This window comes from Trichlorobacter ammonificans (genome assembly GCF_933509905.1).
GTDB lineage: Bacteria > Desulfobacterota > Desulfuromonadia > Geobacterales > Pseudopelobacteraceae > Trichlorobacter > Trichlorobacter ammonificans.
The window spans coordinates 2,891,798-2,909,896 of the sequence record NZ_OW150024.1 but is presented as its reverse complement, the minus strand read 5'-3'; the positions used below and the strand labels follow the sequence as shown (position 1 = coordinate 2,909,896).

The window sequence follows — 18,099 nt, the reverse complement described above, 5'->3', positions numbered from 1 at the left end:
CCATGAACATCCGTATCAACGAACAACCTGCCGTCGTCACCGGCGGCCTCACCTTGGGGCAGGTGGCGGAACAGTTCCGGCCCGGCGCCGACGTGCTGATCCTGAACGGTTTTCCTGCGCCGCCAGAAACCATGGTGCAGGAGGGGGACGAACTGTTTCTGATCCGGCGGGGCGAACAGCCTTCAGAGGATGAGCTGGAATTCCTGATGGCGGCCCGTCACACCCCCGGTGTCCACGCTCGTCTGAAACAGGCTGTTGTCGGCATCGCCGGCGTGGGCGGCCTGGGCTCGGCAGTGGCGACAGCCCTGGCCCGCATCGGCGTCGGCTGCCTGATCATCGCCGACTTTGACGTGGTGGAGCCGTCCAACCTGAACCGCCAGCAGTATTTTGTCGATCAGATCGGCCTCTACAAGGTGGAAGCCCTGGCCGCCAACCTGCAACGGATCAACCCCTACGTCACGGTGGAACCACACCGGGTCATGCTGGACCCCGCCAACATCCCGCAGATTTTTGCCCCCTGTTCCGTGGTGGTGGAGGCCTTTGACCGGGCCGACATGAAGGCGATGCTGGTGGATACGGTGCTTTCCCTGATGCCTGCCTGCACCGTGGTGGCGGCCTCCGGGCTGGCCGGGTATGACAGCAACAACAGCATCATCACCCGCAAGGTTTCGTCGCGGCTCTACCTGGTGGGGGACGGTCTGTCCGAGGCCCGGCCCGGCAACGGTCTGATGGCGCCGCGGGTGGCCATTGCCGCCGGACATCAGGCCAATCAGGCGGTGCGGCTGATCCTGGGAGAAGAACTATGAGCAGAATAGCGGTAGCCATGAGCGGCGGGGTGGACTCCTCCACCACCGCTGCCCTGTTGCAGCAGCAGGGACACGAGGTATTCGGCATCACCATGCGCCTGTTCGAACCGCTGAAAACCGGCCCCGGCTCGGCAGTGCACGATGCGGCCGTGGTGGCGGCCCATCTGGGCATTCCCCACCATGTGGCCGACTTCGAAGAAGAGTTCCGGCGGCTGATTATCAGCGATTTCATTGCCCAGTATCAGAATGGCCAGACCCCCAACCCTTGCGTGCGCTGCAACCGCTTCATCAAATTTGGCCGGCTGCTGGAAACAGCCCGTGAGCTGGGAGCGGAATTCCTGGCCACCGGTCATTACGTGCGCAAGACCGTTGACCCGGATGGCACCAGCCACCTGCGGGTGGCCCGCAACAGCCGCAAGGACCAGACCTACTTCCTCTACACCCTGACCCAGGAGCAGTTGCGACAGATCATCTTCCCTCTGGGGGAGGTGGAGAGCAAGGACGAGGTGCGGCGGCTGGCGGCGCAGTTCGGCCTGCCGGTGGCCCAGAAGAGCGACAGCCAGGAGGTCTGCTTCATCCCTAATGACGACTACGTGGCCTTTCTGGAGGGACAGGGGGGCATCACGGCAACGCCGGGCGAGATCATCCATCTGAACGGTAGGGTGGTGGGCAGACATCAAGGGACGCACCGCTACACCATCGGCCAGCGCAAGGGGATGGGGATCGCCTGGAGCGAACCGCTGCACGTACTGGCCATTGATACGCAGCACAACCGGCTGGTGGTGGGGGAGCAGCAACACCTGCTAAAAGCCGGGCTGGCTGCCGAGGAGGTCAGTTGGCTTATTGAACCGCCAGCTGAAGAGTTCGAGACTACCTGCAAGATCCGTTATCGTCACCAGCCGGTTGCCTGCCGGGTGACCATCGCGCCCAACAACCGCTGCCGGGTCCGGTTCCATGAACCCCAGCGCTCGGTCACCCCCGGTCAGGCACTGGTGTTCTATCAGGGGGATGAGGTGCTGGGCGGGGGCCGGATCGTCGGCCCGGAGGAGGAGTAACAGGATCATGGCGCCGTTGCATCGTTTTTCACGCACAGAACTGCTGGTGGGGAAAGAAGGGCTGGAGCGCCTGCGCAGCAGCCACGTGGCCCTCTTCGGCCTGGGCGGGGTGGGCAGCTACGCAGCCGAGGCGCTCTGCCGTTCCGGTATCGGCACCATCACCATCGTTGATTTCGACGACATCTGCCTGACCAACCTGAACCGCCAGCTCCACGCCACCAGCGATACCGTGGGCAAGGCCAAGTCGGCGGTGATGGCGGAGCGGATGCGCCGGATCAATCCCGATGCTGAAATCAGACCGTTCAAGGCGTTCTACAACGCGGAAAGCTGCGGGGAACTGCTGCTGGACAACGGCTACGACTACGTGCTGGACGCCATCGACCATATCACCGCCAAGCTGCACCTGCTGGCCACCTGCCGGGAACTGGGGATACCGGTTATCGCCAGCATGGGGGCGGCCGGCAAGCTGGACCCCACCAAGATCCAGGTGGGGGACATTTCAAAGACCCATTCCTGCCGCCTGGCACGGGATGTACGGAAGCTGCTGCGCAAGCGGGGCATCGTAAACGGCATCACCACCGTCTACTCCACCGAGGAGGCCCGCATCGACCACGCCAACCAGGGGGGCTGCAAGAGCGACTGCATCTGCCCCAACAAGGACGAGCAGCAGTTCAGCTGCGAGCACCGGCGGGTGATCCTGGGCAGCAGCGCCCATATTCCGGCCATCTTCGGCCTGACCATGGCCGGGGTGGTGGTCAACGACCTGCTGGCGCTAGAGCAAGGCTAGCGCAGCTTGAGTTCTGCATCCTCCAGCATTTTAATACGGTCCCGCAGTTCCGCCGCCTTTTCGAAATCCAGCTCCTTGGCAGCAGCCAGCATCTCCTTGCGCATCTTCCTGATCACCTTGGGAATATCCTTCAGTTCCACCCCGTAGGTTTCCGGCGTCTCGGCCACCGTGGGCAGGGCTGTGTAATCCTTCTCCTCGATGGACTCCAGGATGGTGCGCATCCCCTTCTTCACCGTTTCCGGAGTAATACCGTGCTCGATATTGTAGGCCAGCTGCTTGGTGCGGCGTCGCTCGGTTTCGTCGATGCAGCCCTGCATGGAACGGGTGACGGTGTCGGCGTACATCAACACCCGTCCCTCCACGTTGCGGGCCGCCCGGCCGCAGGTCTGGATCAGGGAACGGGCGGAGCGCAGGAACCCTTCCTTGTCCGCATCCAGAATCGCCACCAGCGACACCTCCGGCAGGTCCAGCCCCTCCCGCAACAGGTTGATCCCCACCAGCACGTCGAACTCCCCCAGCCGCAAGGAGCGCAAAATCTGCATCCGCTCGATGGTGTCGATGTCCGAGTGCAGGTAGCGCACCCGCACCCCCAGCTCCTGGTAGTAGTTGGTCAACTCCTCGGCCATCCGCTTGGTGAGGGTGGTCACCAGCACCCGGTCCCCTTTGGCCACGGTCTGGCGCACCTCGTGGAGCAGGTCGTCCACCTGCCCCTTGGCCGGACGCACCTCGATGGCCGGGTCCACCAGGCCGGTGGGACGGATCACCTGCTCCACAAAGACGCCGCCGGACTGCTGCAGCTCGTAGTCGGCCGGGGTGGCGGAGACATGCACCACCTGGTTGATCCGGCCCTCGAACTCCTGGAAATTCAGCGGCCGGTTGTCCAAAGCCGCGGGCAGGCGGAAGCCGTACTCCACCAGGGTTTCCTTGCGGCTGCGGTCGCCGCGGTACATGCCGCCTACCTGGGGGATGGTGATGTGGGACTCGTCCACGAACAGCACGAAGTCGTCCGGGAAATAGTCGATCAGGGTAAAGGGGGGCTCGCCGGGGGCGCGGCCGTCCAGGTAGCGGGAATAGTTCTCAATCCCCTGGCAGAAGCCCATCTCCTCCATCATTTCGATGTCGTAGTAGGTGCGCTGTTCGAGCCGCTGGGCTTCCAGCAGCTTCCCCTGGGCCTTGAAGTGGCGTATCCGCTCCTCCAGGTCCAGGCGGACCTGGGCCACGGCCCGCTCCATGTTTTCCTTGGTGGAGACGTAGTGGGAGGCCGGGTAGATGGCGCATTTGGACAGCTTCTGCAACACCACGCCGCGCAGCGGGTCGATCTGGGAGATTGCCTCCACCTCGTCGCCGAAGAACTCGATCCTGAGTGCCCGTTCGCTGTCGTAGGCCGGAAAGACCTCGATCACATCCCCCCGCACCCGGAACGTGCCCCGGTGGAAATCGGTGTCGTTGCGTTCGTACTGGATCTCCACCAGCTTTTTCAGCAGGGCGTCCCGGCCGTAGCTGTCCCCCTGGTGGAAGAAGATGTGCATGGCCTGGTAGGCTTCCGGCGAACCGATGCCGTAAATGCAGGAAACCGAGGCTACGATGATCACGTCCCGTCGGGTCAGGAGCGAACGGGTGGCGGAGTGGCGCAGCTTGTCGATCTCGTCGTTGATGGACGAGTCCTTCTCGATGAAGGTGTCGGTGTTGGGCAGGTAGGCTTCCGGCTGATAGTAGTCGTAGTAGGAGACAAAAAACTCCACCGCGTTGTCCGGGAACAGCTCCTTGAACTCGCCGTAGAGCTGGGCCGCCAGGGTCTTGTTGGGGGCCAGTACCAGGGCCGGCCGGCCGGTGCGGGCGATGACGTTGGCCACGGTAAAGGTCTTGCCGGAGCCGGTGACACCCAGCAGCACCTGGTGCTTGTCGCCCGCCTCGATACCGGCCGTCAGTTCGTCGATGGCCTGGGGCTGGTCGCCGCGGGGGGTGTAGTCGGTTGTAAGGTTGAAGAGAGACATGCCGGTTACTTTACCACCGCTGTGTGCCACCCGCAACAATTAGCTTGCTTTTCAATTTCATTCTGTCGTATAAAAAACAGTTATTTTTGATGCCCTGGCGGGCAGTAAAGTTGTTCCAGTCCCCTTGTAGGTTTTTCTTCGCAGACCTGTGTTGTTTCCGACCGGTACGCCTTTCTCCTCCGCCTTCAGTCCGTCAACCCATGCACTTGCCAACCGGAACGCCTGCACGCGTACCGGTAACGGAGAGTCCTGTGCCGATGGTTGACCTGCGCCGGAAGCTGCCGGAAACGGTTTTCCCTGCTGGAAAACAGAAATGGAAACATCCTCATGTCGTTTGAAAACCTCAACCTGAACCCCTCGTTACTGAAAGCGCTGACCGCCTGTGGTTACAGCGAGCCGACCCCGATCCAGGCCCAGGCCATCCCCCAGGTGCTGACCGGGCAGGATCTGCTGGCTTCGGCCCAGACCGGCACCGGCAAGACCGCCGCCTTTGTGCTGCCGGCCCTGCATCGCATCCTTGCCAATCCGGCCAAGCCGGGCCGCGGCCCTCGGGTGCTGGTGTTGACCCCCACCCGCGAGCTGGCCACCCAGGTGACCGACGCGGTGCGCACCTACGGCAGGTTCATGCGTATCCGCAGCGGCGCCATCCTGGGCGGCATGCCCTACCGGGAACAGTTGCAGCTGCTGTCCAGCCCCGTTGACCTGATCGTGGCCACCCCCGGCCGTCTGATCGACCACCTGGAGCGGGGCCGTCTTTCCCTGAACCGCCTGGAGATGCTGATTCTGGACGAGGCCGACCGGATGCTGGACATGGGCTTCATCGAGCCGGTGGAGAGCATCGCCGCCGCCACTCCGGCCGACCGCCAGACCCTGCTGTTCTCGGCCACTCTGGATGCCCGCATCGCCAAGCTGGCCGGCAACCTGCTGACCGAGCCGGCCACCATCCGGATCTCCCCCAAGCAGATCACCCACGACCATATCGAACAACGCCTGCTGGTGGCCGACAACCTGGGCCACAAAATGCGGCTGCTGCATAACCTGGTGTCCAACGAAGAGATGGAAAAGGCGATCATCTTTTCCGCCACCAAGCGCGATACCGAAACCCTGGCCCAGGAGCTGGCCGCCGAAGGGCATGCGGTACGCGCCCTGCATGGCGATATGAGCCAGGGGGCCCGCAACCGGGCCATCACCGACATGCGCCGCGGCAAGGTACGGCTCTTGGTGGCCACCGATGTGGCGGCCCGCGGCCTGGACGTCACCGGCATCAGCCATGTGATCAACTTCGACCTGCCCCGCTTTGCCGAGGATTACGTCCACCGCATCGGCCGCACCGGCCGGGCCGGCGCCTCCGGCGTGGCCATCTCCTTCGCCTCTCCGGCGGAGCAGGGCTTCTTGGGCAGGATCGAGAAATTTACCGGCAAGCAGATTGCCCAGCATATGATTGAAGGCCTGGAGCCGAAAAGCTCCCTGCGGACCGCGCCGTCGGGCCGCAACGGCAACCGTTCCGGCGGCCGCCCTGCCGGCGGCTCCGGCAAGAGTTTCGGCAAGCCCTTCAACAAGCGGCGCAGCGAGCAGGCGGCGCCGGCCGTCTACAGCAAAAAATTCGTTTCGAAATAACGGAGAGCACATTTGATGCAAGAGAGAATCCGCAATATCGCCATCATCGCCCACGTCGACCATGGCAAGACCACCCTGGTGGATGCCATGCTGAAGCATTCCGGGGTGTTCCGCGAAAACGAAGCCATCACCGAGCGGGTGATGGACTCAAACGACATTGAGAAGGAGCGGGGCATCACCATCCTGGCCAAGAACCTCTCCATCCACCATGGCCAGTACAAGATCAACATCGTGGATACCCCCGGCCACGCCGATTTCGGCGGCGAGGTGGAGCGGGTGCTCAAGATGGTGGATTCGGTGCTTTTGCTGGTGGATGCCCTGGACGGCCCCATGCCCCAGACCCGCTTCGTGCTGAAGAAGTCCCTGGACCTGGGGCTGAAGCCGATCGTGGTGATCAACAAGATCGACCGCCCCGGCTCCCGGCCGGACGAGGTGCTGAACATGGTGTTCGACCTGTTCTGCGAACTGGAGGCCAACGACGACCAGCTGGACTTTCCGGTGGTCTACACCAGTGCCAAGATGGGCTACGCCAAGCTGGATATCAATGCCGAATCCAACAGCATGGAGCCGCTCTTTGCCGTGGTGGAGTCCAACGTCCGCCCCCCCAAGGGCGACGCCAGGGCCCCCTTCCAGATGCTGATCGCCAACATCGACTACAACGACTACATCGGCCGGATCGCCACCGGCCGGATTTTCAACGGTCAGGTCAAGTCGGGTGAAACCGTGGCCATGATCAAGCAGGACGGCTCCGTCAGCCGGGGCCGAATCACCAAGCTGTTGGGCTACGAAGGGCTGAAGCAGGTGGAGATTCAGGAGGCCGGCACCGGCGACATCGTGACCGTGGCCGGTTTCGACGAGATCAGTATCGGTGAGACCCTGGCTTCGGCCGAAAACCCGGTGGCGGTCCCCTACGTTTCCATCGACGAACCGACCCTTGCCATGAACTTCATCGTCAACACCTCGCCCTTTGCCGGCCGTGAAGGCAAGTGGGTCACCTCTCGCAACATCCGGGAGCGGCTGACCAAGGAGCTGCGCACCAACGTCTCGCTGCGGGTTGAAGATACCGATTCGCCGGACACCTTCAAGATCTCCGGCCGGGGGGAGTTGCACCTCTCCATCCTGATCGAGAACATGCGCCGGGAAGGGTTTGAACTGGCGGTCTCCAAGCCGGAAGTGATCGTCCGGGAAAAGGACGGGGTCAAGCAGGAGCCGATGGAGTACCTGGTGGTGGATGTGGCCTCGGAATTCCAGGGCGCCATCATCGAAAAGATGGGCCCCCGCAAGGGCGAAATGGTGGCCATGCACCCCATGGGCGAAATGGTGCGCCTTGAATTCGTGGTGCCCGCCCGCGGTCTGATCGGCCTGCGGGGCGAGGTGCTGACCGACACCCGGGGTACTGCGGTGATGACCCACACCTTCCACGAGTACGCCCCCTACCGGGGCGACATCCCCGGCCGCAAGAACGGGGTGCTGATCGCCATGGAGCACGGCGAGACCACGGCCTACTCCCTGGACGCCCTGCAGCCCCGGGGTATCCTGTTCGTCGGCCCCGGCACCGAGGTGTACGGCGGCATGATCATCGGCGAGCACAACCGCGACAACGACCTGGAAGTGAACGCCTGCAAGGGGAAGAAGCTGACCAACGTGCGGGCCTCCGGCTCCGACGATGCCATCAAGCTGACCCCGCCCCGGATCATGACCCTGGAACAGGCCCTGGAGTTTATCGACGACGACGAACTGGTGGAAGTGACCCCCACCTCTGTCCGGTTGCGCAAGAAGGAGCTGGACCCGCACCAGCGCAAGAAAAAAAGTAAATAATTCCTGAAGTTGACATGAAAAAAAGCCGGGGCATGCCCCGGCTTTTTTGTTTCAGGAACAGAGGTTCTGAAAAACGTCACGCGGAAGGCCGGCTACCAGGCGCACGGAGCGCAGCGACCGAGACATACCGTACCAGGTAGGCGAGGGAGCGAGCACCGCGCAACGAAGCAGGCGGTCTCCGCAGTTGTTTTTCCATCAGAACCTGAGCCAGACTCCGCCCAGCACCAGCGTCTGCCGGTCATTGATCAGCCGCCGCGCCTCCACGTTCAGGCTGAGCAGTGGCAGCGGCAGCGAAATATCCACCCCCCCCTGCACGGTCATGGTGCCGGAATGCTCTTCCTTGCGGTCGAACGGGTTGGATGAGGTGACGTTGTTCACACCGTAGTAGACGCCGCCGATACCGGCATAGGGCTTCACGAACGGAATCATCGAGAGATGTCCGTTGAGGTAGCCCCCCAGCGGCATGGTGTCGGCGTCCTTGTGGTACCACCCCTTGTTGTAGCGCAGGCCGGTGTAGCCCAGGGTGGCTCCCAGGCTGACAAGGGGGATCGGAAAGTAGCGGGCCGCCACCTCCACGGTGGTGCCGTTTTCCTCGATACTGCGCCCGTAGCGGACGCCGAGGTCGAAGCTGCCGGCAACGGCCTGGGTGGTCACCAGGGTCACGAGGGCTGCGGTTGTCAGAACAACGGATCTGATTTTCATGGGGTTCCTCCGTACCGGGAGATGCTGACAATGGGGCCACATCATAACCGATTCTGAGGATTCGGCAAGGGGAAGAGCTCGGCAGGGTTCGGAAGAGGTATGAAGTTGCGGCAACTGTGGTACACTGCCAGCGGAAGGAGGAGTGTCATGTCCCTATATCCGCGGGCCGTTGCATCGGTCCTGCTCGTCTGGTTCACGCTGTTGGCGGTTGGTTGCAACCGCGACAAGGGAAAGGGAGTGTTGAAGGTGACCGGCACCGTGGAGACCACCACCGTGGCCCTCTCCTTCAAGGTGCCGGGCAGGCTGTTACAGCGGCTGGTTGACGAGGGACAGACCGTGCGGGCCGGTCAGGAAGTGGCTCGGCTGGAGGAGACAGAACTGCGGGAGGAGCAGCGGGCCCGCAGCGCCCAGGAGCGTGCCGCCCGGGCGGCGCTGCAGGACCTTGAAGCCGGCAGCCGGCGGGAGGAGATCGGTCAGGCCGAGGCTGCCCTGGCCCGCCTGCGGGCCGAGGCGGTGCGTGCCGCCGAGGATGCCGTGCGGATGGAGAAACTGATCAGGCAGGAGGTGGTAGCGCAGCGAGACCTCGACACCGCCCGGGCCGCCCGGGATGCCAGCGCCGCCGCCGTGCGGGAGGCGGAGGAGCGGCTGCGGTTGCTGAAGGCCGGTCCCCGGCCCGATGCGGTGCAGCAGGCCCGCGCCACCCTGGAGAGCGCTGCCGCCAGCCGGGCTCTGGCCGACAGCCGTCTGGCCGATGCGGTGCTGGCCACGCCGGTCAGCGGCCAAGTGCTGACCAAGCATGCCGAGCCGGGGGAGATGCTGGCTGCCGGCAGTCCGGTGCTGACCGTGGGGAAGCTGGACGAGGTCTGGATACGGGCCTATATCCCGGAAACCGAACTGGGGCGGATCAAGCTGGGGCAGAGGGCAACGGTCACCAGCGACACCTGGCCCGGCAAAAGCTACAGCGGCACGGTCAGTTTCATCGCCCAGCAGGCCGAGTTCACCCCGAAAAATGTGCAGACCGAAACGGAACGGGTCAAGCTGGTCTACCGGATCAAGATCACGGTCCCCAACCTCAGCCTTGAGTTGAAGCCGGGGATGCCGGTGGATGCACTCATACAAATAACGCCATAATGCAGCGCCACCGGCATTGGTTCATTGAAGGCCCTCCATGGATGTCATCACCACAACCGACCTGACCAGACGCTTCGGCGACCTGACCGCCGTAGACCGGCTCACCCTCGTCATCCCCCCGGGAGAGTTGTTCGGCCTGGTGGGTTCCGATGGCGCCGGCAAGACCACCACCCTGCGGATGCTGGCCGGGGTGATGGCGCCGACCTCCGGCGAGGCCCTGGTGCTGGGCTGCTCCTGCCGGAAGCTGGAGCCGGTGCGCGACGACATCGGCTACATGAGCCAGCGCTTCGGCCTCTATCCCGATCTGACCGTGATGGAGAACATCCGTTTCCACGCCGACATTTTCGGCGTGCCCAAGGCCGAATGGACAGCCAGGGCCGACCGGCTGCTGGCCATGAGCGGCATGGAGCCGTTTCGCAAACGCCGTGCCGGCGCCCTGTCCGGCGGCATGAAGCAGAAACTGGGGCTCTGCTGTGCCCTGATCCACACCCCGAAGGTGCTGTTCCTGGACGAGCCGACCAACGGGGTGGACCCGGTCTCCCGCCGGGAGTTCTGGCAGATTTTGCAGGGGCTGCTGGCCGAGGGGGTCACCATCGTGGTGGCCACCGCCTACCTGGACGAAGCCCAGCGCTGCCACCGGGTGGGGCTTCTGCACCACGGCAGGCTTCTGGCCTGCGACACCCCCGCCAACCTGAAACAACTGGCCGATCCGGCCATTGTTGACCCCACCCTGGAGGACATCTTCATCACGGTCATGGGGGAAGGGGCCGACACGGCGGTGCAGCGCCGTCCCGCCCCGGACCTCGCCTCGGCGGAGCCGGCGGTCACCCTTGACCGGCTCTCCCGCCGTTTCGGCGACTTCATCGCCGTCAACGAGGTCAGCCTCAACGTCCCCGGGGGGGAAATCTTCGGCTTCCTGGGGCCCAACGGCGCCGGCAAGTCCACCACCATCCGGATGCTCTGCGGCATCCTGGAACCGAGCAGCGGCAACGGCAGCGTGGCCGGCTTCGACGTCAACCGCCATGCGGAACGGATCAAGGAAAACATCGGCTACATGAGCCAGAAGTTCTCCCTGTACGAAGACCTGACCGTGGAGGAGAACATCGCCTTCTACGGCGGGGTCTACCGCCTGCCCGCGGCCCGGCTGAAGGAGCGCAGCGACTGGGTGATCGAGATGGCCGGCCTGGCCGACCGGCGTCATGCCCGGGCCGGCGAGCTGTCCGGCGGCTGGCGGCAGCGGCTGGCCCTGGGCTGCGCCATTCTCCACGAACCGCCGATCATCTTCCTGGACGAACCCACCTCCGGGGTTGATCCCCTGAACCGCCGCCGCTTCTGGCAACTGATCCACACCCTGGCCGCCTCCGGGGTCACCATCTTCGTCACCACCCACTACATGGACGAGGCCGAATACTGCGACCGCCTGGCCCTGATCTACCGCGGCGAACTGATCGCCGTGGGCACGCCGCTGGAGCTGAAACAGCAACGGGCAGGCGGCACAGACCGCCTGCCCGATCTTGAGCAGGTGTTCATCGAACTGATTGAGGAGCGGGACAAGCGTGATACCCATGTGCAGAAGGTATGATGCTGAAGATTTGAATTGCAGATGGTCGAGACTATGTTATAAAAAGACATATGTTTTAAGAGGGTGCTATGGGGACAGCTCAGGTAGTCGTCAAGTACAAGAAGGAACGACGGAATCGGATAATCGAGGTGGTTATCTGGCGGTTGTCCGACCCGCTTCCCGGCAGTGGGCATCCATTCAAGTATCGTTTGTATTACGGGACCACGGAAGGGAAATGTCTGCTCCGTTACGATAATGAACGCGGTAAGGGTGATCATCGGCATCTGGGTGAGTCCGAAGAATCCTATGCATTTACCACACTCCGTAAATTGATCGAGGATTTTGAAGCGGATATCGAAAGGATGTGACTACCATGAACGAAAAGCGCGATCTCAAAATAGGTGTCAAGAGCGACAGCGAGTTTTTTGATGAACTGAAAGGGCTGGCTGACCGCCTTGATGGCGGCTGGGTACCGGACAAGCCGGTGGAACGGCTTTATTTTGATAATCTGCCGTCACTACTCAAGCACCTGACTCCCAAGCGGTTCGAGCTATTACAGGAGCTGCGCCGCTTGGGGCACACCAGCATCAATGCGCTGGCCAAGCATCTGCACCGCCAGTACCGCAACGTCTTTGACGACGTGAAAACCATGGAGCGGCTGGGGTTGGTGGAGAAAGACGCCAGCGGGCATTTCTATGTGCCGTGGGATGAGATCGATGCGACGTTCCGGCTGGCGGCGTGAAGTCATTGTAGCAGCAAGCTTAAACAGCTTGGCAGTGGTAATGTAATTTGCAAGGAGCCATGACGGCGGTAGTTTCGTCATGGCTCCTTGCAAAACAATCTCTATTTCTCAGCCTTCGGCTCCATCCTTACCCCGGCCTCAGTCAGCTCCTTCCGCAGCAGTTCCGCCAGCTCCGGCAGCCGGATCGCCAGTTCCGGCGACAACTCCACCCCCGCCTCATAGCTTTTGGGAACAATACCCAACAGGCTGACCTGGTCCGGGCAGCGGCCGCGGATGTCCGAGAGCAGCAGCATCTCCTGGATGCCCAGTTGATGGGGAGACATCTTCACCGGAATGGTGCGGCCGATGAAATCGTCCTTCTCGAAGCGGTAGACCGTGCCCGGTTCGCCGGGGGTGGTGACCACGTCGATCAGGTAGACCACTTGCGCCTCCTCCAGCTTGTGGGAAGCCATGAACCCCAGGGTGCCGCCGTCGTACAGTTCCACATCGTCGCCAAAGCGGTAGTTTTCGCCAAGGTAGCGGATGACATGCACGCCAAACCCCTCGTCGGACAGCAGCAGGTTGCCGGCGCCAAAAATCAGTACTCTCATGTTTCACCTCTTACAACGTTCGCAATCGTTCAATTTTTCGCAAGGCCAAGGAAGGCAAACGGCGGCGCGGAGGCGTACGGTACAGTACGCCGCACAAGACGCCGTGCAGCCTGACGCCGGGATTGCGGAAAAGGGGACGATTGCTACATTACCTTGACCTTGGTGATTTCCTTGCCTTCCGGATCAATGGTATGCACCGCGCAGGCGATGCAGGGGTCGAAGGAGTGGACGGTGCGCAGCACCTCCAGCGGCTGGTCCGGCTTGGCCACCGGGTTGCCGGCCAGGGAGGCCTCGTAGGGACCGGCGTTCCCCTGCCCGTCCCGGGGAGAGGCGTTCCAGGTGGAGGGGACCACGGCCTGATAGTTCTTGATCTTCTTGTCCTTGATCACGATCCAGTGGGACAGGGTGCCCCGGGGTGCTTCGTGGAAGCCGACGCCGCGGTGCTCGCCGGAGGGGATCTCGGTGTGGTTGGCGTAGGCCTTGTCCCCCTTGCCGATGTTGTCCACCAGCTTGTCCAAGTACTCAAGGGAAAGATCGGACAGCAGATGGGCGCGGATGCCCCGTGCCGCCAGGCGGCCCATGGTGGAGTGCAGGTCGCCGATGCCGACGCCGGCCGCCGAACAGGTGGCGTCCACCAGTTGACGCACCCGCTGGTTGCCGGCGGCGTACCCGGCTAGGATTTGCGCCAGCGGCCCGGTCTGTACCGGCTTGCCGTCGATGCGGGGCGCCTTGCACCAGGAGTATTTGCCGTTTTCCTGGAAGTCAGTGTAATCCGGTTTGGTCTCCCCCTCCCAGGGATGGAGCGAGGCTTTTCCTTCGTACCAGGCGCAGGCCACCGATTCCTTGATGCTGCCGATCAACTGCTGGTCCTGGTGGTCGGAGACCACCCGGGCCTTGCTCACGTCGCCCCCCATGATCAGACCGCCGGGCAGGGCGAAGCTGCTGTTTTTGGTATCTTCGGCAAACTCCGGCACCGCCAAGTAGTTGACCACCCCCCGGCCGTGTTTGAACCACTCCTTGTACGCCTTGCCGATCACCAGCAGGTCCGGGTAGTAGACCTTTTTGACGAAGTCGCGGGTTTCGGTCATCAGGGCCTTCAGGTAGGCGATCCGTTCCATGTTGATGGTGGCCAGGTTCTCCATGTTGAGGGCCGTGGCCACGCCGCCGACGCAAAGGTTCTGGATGTGGGGGTTTTTGCCCCCCAGGATGGCCACGGCCTGGGCCGCCTTCTGCTGGTAGTCCAGGGCTTTCAGGTAGTGGGCCGTGGCGATCAGGTTGATCTCCGGCGGCAGGATCATGGCCGGGTGCCCCCAGTAGCCGGAGGCGAAGATGCCCAGTTTGCCGGAGTCCACAAAGGCCTTGAGCCGTTTCTGGACGCTGCTGAACTCCTTTTCGCTGTTGCCGGGCCAGTCGGAGACCGACTGGGCAATGGCGGCCGCCTTCTTGGGGTCGGCCTTCAGGGCCGAGACGATGTCCACCCAGTCCAGGGCCGAGAGGTGGTAGAAGTGGACGATATGGTCCTGCACCGAATGCTGGGCCATGATGATGTTGCGGATGTACTGGGCGTTGAGCGGTACCTCCACCTTGAGGGCATGTTCCACGGCGCGGATGGAGGAGATGGCGTGCACGGTGGTGCAGACGCCGCAGAAACGCTGGGCGTAGATCCAGGCGTCCTGGGGGGGGCGGTCCTTGAGGATGGTTTCGATCCCCCGCCACATCTGGGCCGAGGACCAGGCTTTGCTCACCCGGCCGTCGCCTACCTCCACGTCGATCCGCAGGTGTCCTTCGATGCGGGTAATCGGGTCAATGGTTATACGTGCCATGTATCTGTTCTCCTTGCGGTTGTGTGTAAGTTATGCCTGTTGCGGCGCAGGCTGCGGAAGTTCGCGACGTTTTGCAGCTTCCGGGGCTTCGTGGCCATGCAGGCGCGGTAGCACCGGGAACAGTTTCACCAGCACCTGGTAGCCCAGGATTTCGAAGGCCACGATCCCCACGGTGATCAGCAGTTCCGCCAGGGAGGGGAAGTAGCGCCACCCCTGGCCCGGATTGAAGCCGATCAGGTAGACGTTGAAGCGGTACAGTGCTCCCCCCAGCACGATCAGTACGGCGGTGATGAACAGCCAGCGGGGGGATTGGCGGCGCTTTTTCGAAAAGAGCAGCAGCGAGCCGGTGGCCACCAGGCCGAACTCCAGCAGGAAGAAGGCGGAGTAGAAGTCCAGGCTCAGGGCGTTGCCCAGTTGGCCCCGCCAGATCAGGTCTCCCACCACCACGCAGAGCCAGATCACCGTCAGGTAGGGGGTGATGGCGGCCAGGCCGGAAAGCTGGTCGATCTCAAAGGGGCGCTTGAAGCCGTAGGAGGAGATCACCGACTCCAGGATGGCAATGGAGTAGCCGATGAACAGGCAGTTGATCAGGAACAGAAGCGGCAGGAAGCCGGTGTGCCAGAGGGGGTGCAGCTTGGTGGAGGCGATCAGCAAGAGCGACCCCAGGGAGGACTGGTGCATGGTGGGTAGGGTAATCCCCAGGACGATGATGAAGATCAGCACCTTGTCCAGTCCGGGCTGGATGCGGATGGCCAGTTGGCGCAGCCGCTCCAGCTTTTCCAGCACTACCGGCGTATCCAGGCCGAAGCGGCCGTGGTGCCGCTCCAGGAATTCCCGCGCCCGGCTCCAGTTGGTCTGCTGCAGGCGGTTCAGTACCGCGGGCAGAAACTCGATGGCCAGCACGGTGGTGTAGGCCATGACGCAGAGCGCCACCTCGAACATGGCGGAGTTGGCCTGCCATTGCGAGGGGATGAAGAAGTTGTAGGCGTTCCAGGGGCGCCCCACGTCCACCATGACCGAGAACCCGGCCAGGCCGTAGCCGAACAGCGAGGTGAGCACCGCCGAGCGGATCAGCGGGTGGTAGTGCATCTTGTTGCGGATATAGACCAGGATCGCCACGGCGTAGCCGCCACAGGCGATGGCGGTGCCGGTGGCCACGTCGTAGGTGATCCAGATGCCCCAGGGATAGCCGTCGCTCATGTTGGAGACCGCGCCGATCCCCCAGATGAAGCGCACGGCAATCAGGCTGAAGCCGATCAGGGTCAGGGTCAGCAACACCCAGAAGGAGGGGGTCAGGATTCTGGCGCGGTGGATCTGATACTCGTCATGACTCATTGCCGGTCGTCCTCCCTGTGCCGGGGCGGTGTCTGCCCGTCGCTGCCGTGGCTGTTCTGTTTCTTCATGTTGCGCACCGCGATGAAGCAGAGGGTGCCGTAGAGCGCCACCGGCGCGATGAAACCCTTATAGATGGTGTGCTGGATCTTTTCGGAAAACTCGGCCGGCGCCTCCTGCTGCAACTCCGGCAGTCCCAGCTTCGTGGCCGGCAGGGCTGCCAGGTAGAGATGGTTGGTCCCCCCCAGTTCGTACTCGCCGTAAATGTGGTTCACGTACTGCCGGGGATGCTCGGCCAGCCGCTTCTTGGCCTCGGCCAGCAGTTCCCGGCGCTTGCCGAAGAGGATGGCGCCGGTGGGGCAGGCGTCGGCGCAGGCCGACGTGCCGTTGGATTTGAGATAGGTGTTCTTGCAGAGGTCGCACTTGACGATCTGGGGAATGGCCTTGTCCCACTGGAACTTGGGGATGTTGAAGGCGCAGGCCACCTGACAGTAGCGGCAGCCGATACAGGCGTCCTTCTTGTAGTCCACGATGCCGGTGATCTTGTCCTTGACCATGGCCGACACCGGGCAGACCGAGACGCAGGAAGGTTTCTGGCAGTGCATGCAGGAGTACTTCACATAGGACCACTCCCTGGGCGACTCCTTGAACAGCTTGATCAGGGTGCGGGTGGAGCCGGACAGGTCCTGGGGAGCATCCCAGAGCTTGTCCGGGTCAAAGGCGGCCTGCTCGTAGGACAGGGCCCCGTAGTCGCCGTTCACCCGCTTGCAGGCGGCCATGCAGGCCTTGCAGCCGACGCATTTGGTGGCGTCGTAGAGCATCCCCAGCTCTTCATCGTTGATCGCCGGTCCCGTACTCCCCGTCACGGCCAGGGCGGGTGCCGCCACCAGTCCGGCGCTTGCCAGCCCGGCCAGTTTGAGAAAATCCCGTCTACTCTTTGGGCTCATGGTGCTCCTCCTGCGGCCTGTCGTTCCGGTCGGCATCGGGCAGCGTGCGGGCCAGCATGGCGCCCGCCCCCAGGGCGGCGCCGGCGGCCAGGCCCAGCACGCCGGTAGTGACCGGGCTGGCCCCCTTGCCCTTTTCCTTCAGATCAACCGGCGCATAACTGTCAAAGGGGGTCGGCTCGTGAATCTGGACCTTGTCGGCAATGGCGGTGCGGAAGAGCAGGTCCGGCTCGGTGCAGCCGATGCAGGGGTGCCCCACCGACACCGGCCAGACCCCGACATCGTTGAACCGCTGCACCGAACAGTTGGCATAGGTGGCCGGTCCCTTGCACCCCAGCTTGTAGAGGCAGTACCCCTCGGCATGGGTGGCATGGCCGTAGGCCTTGGCGAAGCGGCCGGCGTCGAAATGGGGGCGGCGCTCGCAATGCTCGTGAATGCGGCGGCCGTAAGCGAACTTGGGACGGCCCAGTTGATCCAGTTCCGGCAACTTCTTGAAGGTCAGGTAGTACAGTACGGTGGAAAGCAGGTTGTAGGGGGAGGGGGGGCAGCCGGGGATGTTGATGATCGGCTTGTCCTTGACGATCTCCCGCACCCCCACGGCACCGGTGGGGTTGGGAGGGGCGGCCTGGATGCCGCCGTAGGAGGCGCAGGTGCCCACGGAGATGACGGCGGCTGCCCCGGCGGCGGCGTGGCGCAGCGACTCCAGCGCGGTCTTGCCCCCCACCTTGCAGTAGATGCCGTTTTCCTTGGTGGGGATCGCCCCCTCCACGATCAGGATGTACTTGCCCTGGTTGGCCTTGATGGAGTCGTGCAGCGATTTTTCCGCCTGGTGGCCGGAACCGGCCATCAGGGTTTCATGGTAATCGAGCGAGATCATTTCCAGCAGCAGGGAGGCCGGGGTCGGATGGTTGGCTCGCAGCAGGGATTCGGAACAACCGGTGCATTCCTGGAAATGCAGCCAGATCACCGGCGGCCGGTCCGGTGCCTGGGCCGCCTCCGCCACCCGGCTCGCCATGCCGAAGGGAAGCCCCATCATCGCCGTGGCGGCGACGCAGGTCTTGATGAAATCGCGTCGGGAAACCCCGCCGCCGAACAACTGCTCGTATGCCATAGCCTAGCCCTCTCTTGCCGATGATTTTGTATACGCCATAGATTCAAGGGGGCTTTGAGAGCAACGGGCGTACCAATCGGATGAAG

Annotated in this window: 15 protein-coding genes and 2 pseudogenes; 10 read left to right on the top strand and 7 right to left on the bottom strand. The window is 63.2% G+C overall.

The window, feature by feature from the left end:
* Positions 1-2: 2 nt before the first annotated feature.
* From thiF to RAK07_RS13360, 3 genes are read left to right on the top strand one after another with little or no spacing between them, the layout of a single operon-like run.
* Positions 3-806 (top strand): sulfur carrier protein ThiS adenylyltransferase ThiF, encoded by an 804-nt coding sequence (gene thiF, locus RAK07_RS13370; protein ID WP_305733332.1) that lies wholly within the window; start codon positions 3-5, stop codon positions 804-806.
* Positions 803-1,861: a tRNA 2-thiouridine(34) synthase MnmA gene (mnmA, locus tag RAK07_RS13365; protein WP_305733331.1), complete on the top strand. Its 1,059-nt coding sequence runs from the start codon at positions 803-805 to the stop codon at positions 1,859-1,861. Before thiF ends, mnmA begins: the two co-directional genes overlap by 4 nt.
* A 7-nt stretch (positions 1,862-1,868) precedes the next feature.
* A complete protein-coding gene (locus RAK07_RS13360) occupies positions 1,869-2,648 on the top strand; it encodes a tRNA threonylcarbamoyladenosine dehydratase (protein ID WP_305733330.1) in 780 nt (259 codons plus the stop codon).
* Here the strand turns inward: RAK07_RS13360 and uvrB are convergent.
* Complete coding sequence (gene uvrB, locus RAK07_RS13355; RefSeq protein ID WP_305733329.1) at positions 2,645-4,642, bottom strand: excinuclease ABC subunit UvrB; 1,998 nt, start codon at positions 4,640-4,642, stop codon at positions 2,645-2,647. The two genes, RAK07_RS13360 and uvrB, sit on opposite strands and share 4 nt — an antisense overlap.
* A 327-nt stretch (positions 4,643-4,969) precedes the next feature.
* On the opposite strand from uvrB, the gene RAK07_RS13350 reads away from it, so the two are divergent.
* Together RAK07_RS13350 and typA are read left to right on the top strand one after the other, a co-directional pair.
* Entirely contained in the window at positions 4,970-6,259 is a 1,290-nt protein-coding gene (locus RAK07_RS13350) for a DEAD/DEAH box helicase (protein WP_305733328.1), read from the top strand.
* Between the two features lie 15 nt (positions 6,260-6,274).
* Positions 6,275-8,077 carry a translational GTPase TypA gene (gene typA, locus RAK07_RS13345; RefSeq protein ID WP_305733327.1) on the top strand — a complete coding sequence of 601 codons (1,803 nt, stop codon included), beginning with the start codon at positions 6,275-6,277 and terminating at the stop codon, positions 8,075-8,077.
* Between the two features lie 195 nt (positions 8,078-8,272).
* On the opposite strand, the gene RAK07_RS13340 is transcribed toward typA, so the two are convergent.
* Complete coding sequence (locus RAK07_RS13340) at positions 8,273-8,779, bottom strand: hypothetical protein (protein WP_305733326.1); 507 nt, start codon at positions 8,777-8,779, stop codon at positions 8,273-8,275.
* Positions 8,780-8,926: 147 nt separating this feature from the next.
* Here RAK07_RS13340 and RAK07_RS13335 point away from each other — a divergent pair, with 147 nt between their 5' ends.
* The 5 genes and pseudogenes from RAK07_RS13335 (at position 8,927) to RAK07_RS13320 (ending at position 12,213) form a co-directional block, all read left to right on the top strand.
* A complete protein-coding gene (locus RAK07_RS13335; protein ID WP_305733325.1) occupies positions 8,927-9,910 on the top strand; it encodes an HlyD family secretion protein in 984 nt (327 codons plus the stop codon).
* 37 nt (positions 9,911-9,947) lie between these two features.
* Positions 9,948-10,505 (top strand): annotated as a pseudogene (locus tag RAK07_RS14100) (ABC transporter ATP-binding protein); the annotation flags it as partial.
* A gap of 159 nt (positions 10,506-10,664) precedes the next feature.
* Positions 10,665-11,387 (top strand): annotated as a pseudogene (locus RAK07_RS14095) (ABC transporter ATP-binding protein); the annotation flags it as partial.
* Between the two features lie 173 nt (positions 11,388-11,560).
* Complete coding sequence (locus tag RAK07_RS13325; protein ID WP_305733323.1) at positions 11,561-11,839, top strand: toxin-antitoxin system TumE family protein; 279 nt, start codon at positions 11,561-11,563, stop codon at positions 11,837-11,839.
* A 5-nt stretch (positions 11,840-11,844) separates the two neighbouring features.
* On the top strand, positions 11,845-12,213 hold the full coding sequence (locus RAK07_RS13320) for an HVO_A0114 family putative DNA-binding protein (protein ID WP_305733322.1): 369 nt from the start codon (positions 11,845-11,847) through the stop codon (positions 12,211-12,213).
* A gap of 101 nt (positions 12,214-12,314) precedes the next feature.
* Here RAK07_RS13320 and RAK07_RS13315 read toward each other — a convergent pair whose 3' ends face one another.
* The 5 genes from RAK07_RS13315 to RAK07_RS13295 form a co-directional block, all read right to left on the bottom strand.
* The gene (locus RAK07_RS13315; protein ID WP_305733321.1) at positions 12,315-12,803 is read right to left on the bottom strand and encodes a HyaD/HybD family hydrogenase maturation endopeptidase; all 489 of its coding nucleotides are present in this window, start codon (positions 12,801-12,803) and stop codon (positions 12,315-12,317) included.
* Positions 12,804-12,946: 143 nt separating this feature from the next.
* A complete protein-coding gene (locus tag RAK07_RS13310) occupies positions 12,947-14,626 on the bottom strand; it encodes a nickel-dependent hydrogenase large subunit (protein ID WP_305733320.1) in 1,680 nt (559 codons plus the stop codon).
* A gap of 30 nt (positions 14,627-14,656) precedes the next feature.
* Complete coding sequence (gene hybB, locus RAK07_RS13305; RefSeq protein ID WP_305733319.1) at positions 14,657-15,961, bottom strand: Ni/Fe-hydrogenase cytochrome b subunit; 1,305 nt, start codon at positions 15,959-15,961, stop codon at positions 14,657-14,659.
* A complete protein-coding gene (gene hybA / locus RAK07_RS13300; protein ID WP_305733318.1) occupies positions 15,958-16,905 on the bottom strand; it encodes a hydrogenase 2 operon protein HybA in 948 nt (315 codons plus the stop codon). Before hybA ends, hybB begins: the two co-directional genes overlap by 4 nt.
* Positions 16,889-18,013: a hydrogenase small subunit gene (locus RAK07_RS13295; protein ID WP_305733317.1), complete on the bottom strand. Its 1,125-nt coding sequence runs from the start codon at positions 18,011-18,013 to the stop codon at positions 16,889-16,891. The genes hybA and RAK07_RS13295 overlap by 17 nt, the downstream gene beginning before the upstream one ends.
* Positions 18,014-18,099: the final 86 nt, after the last annotated feature.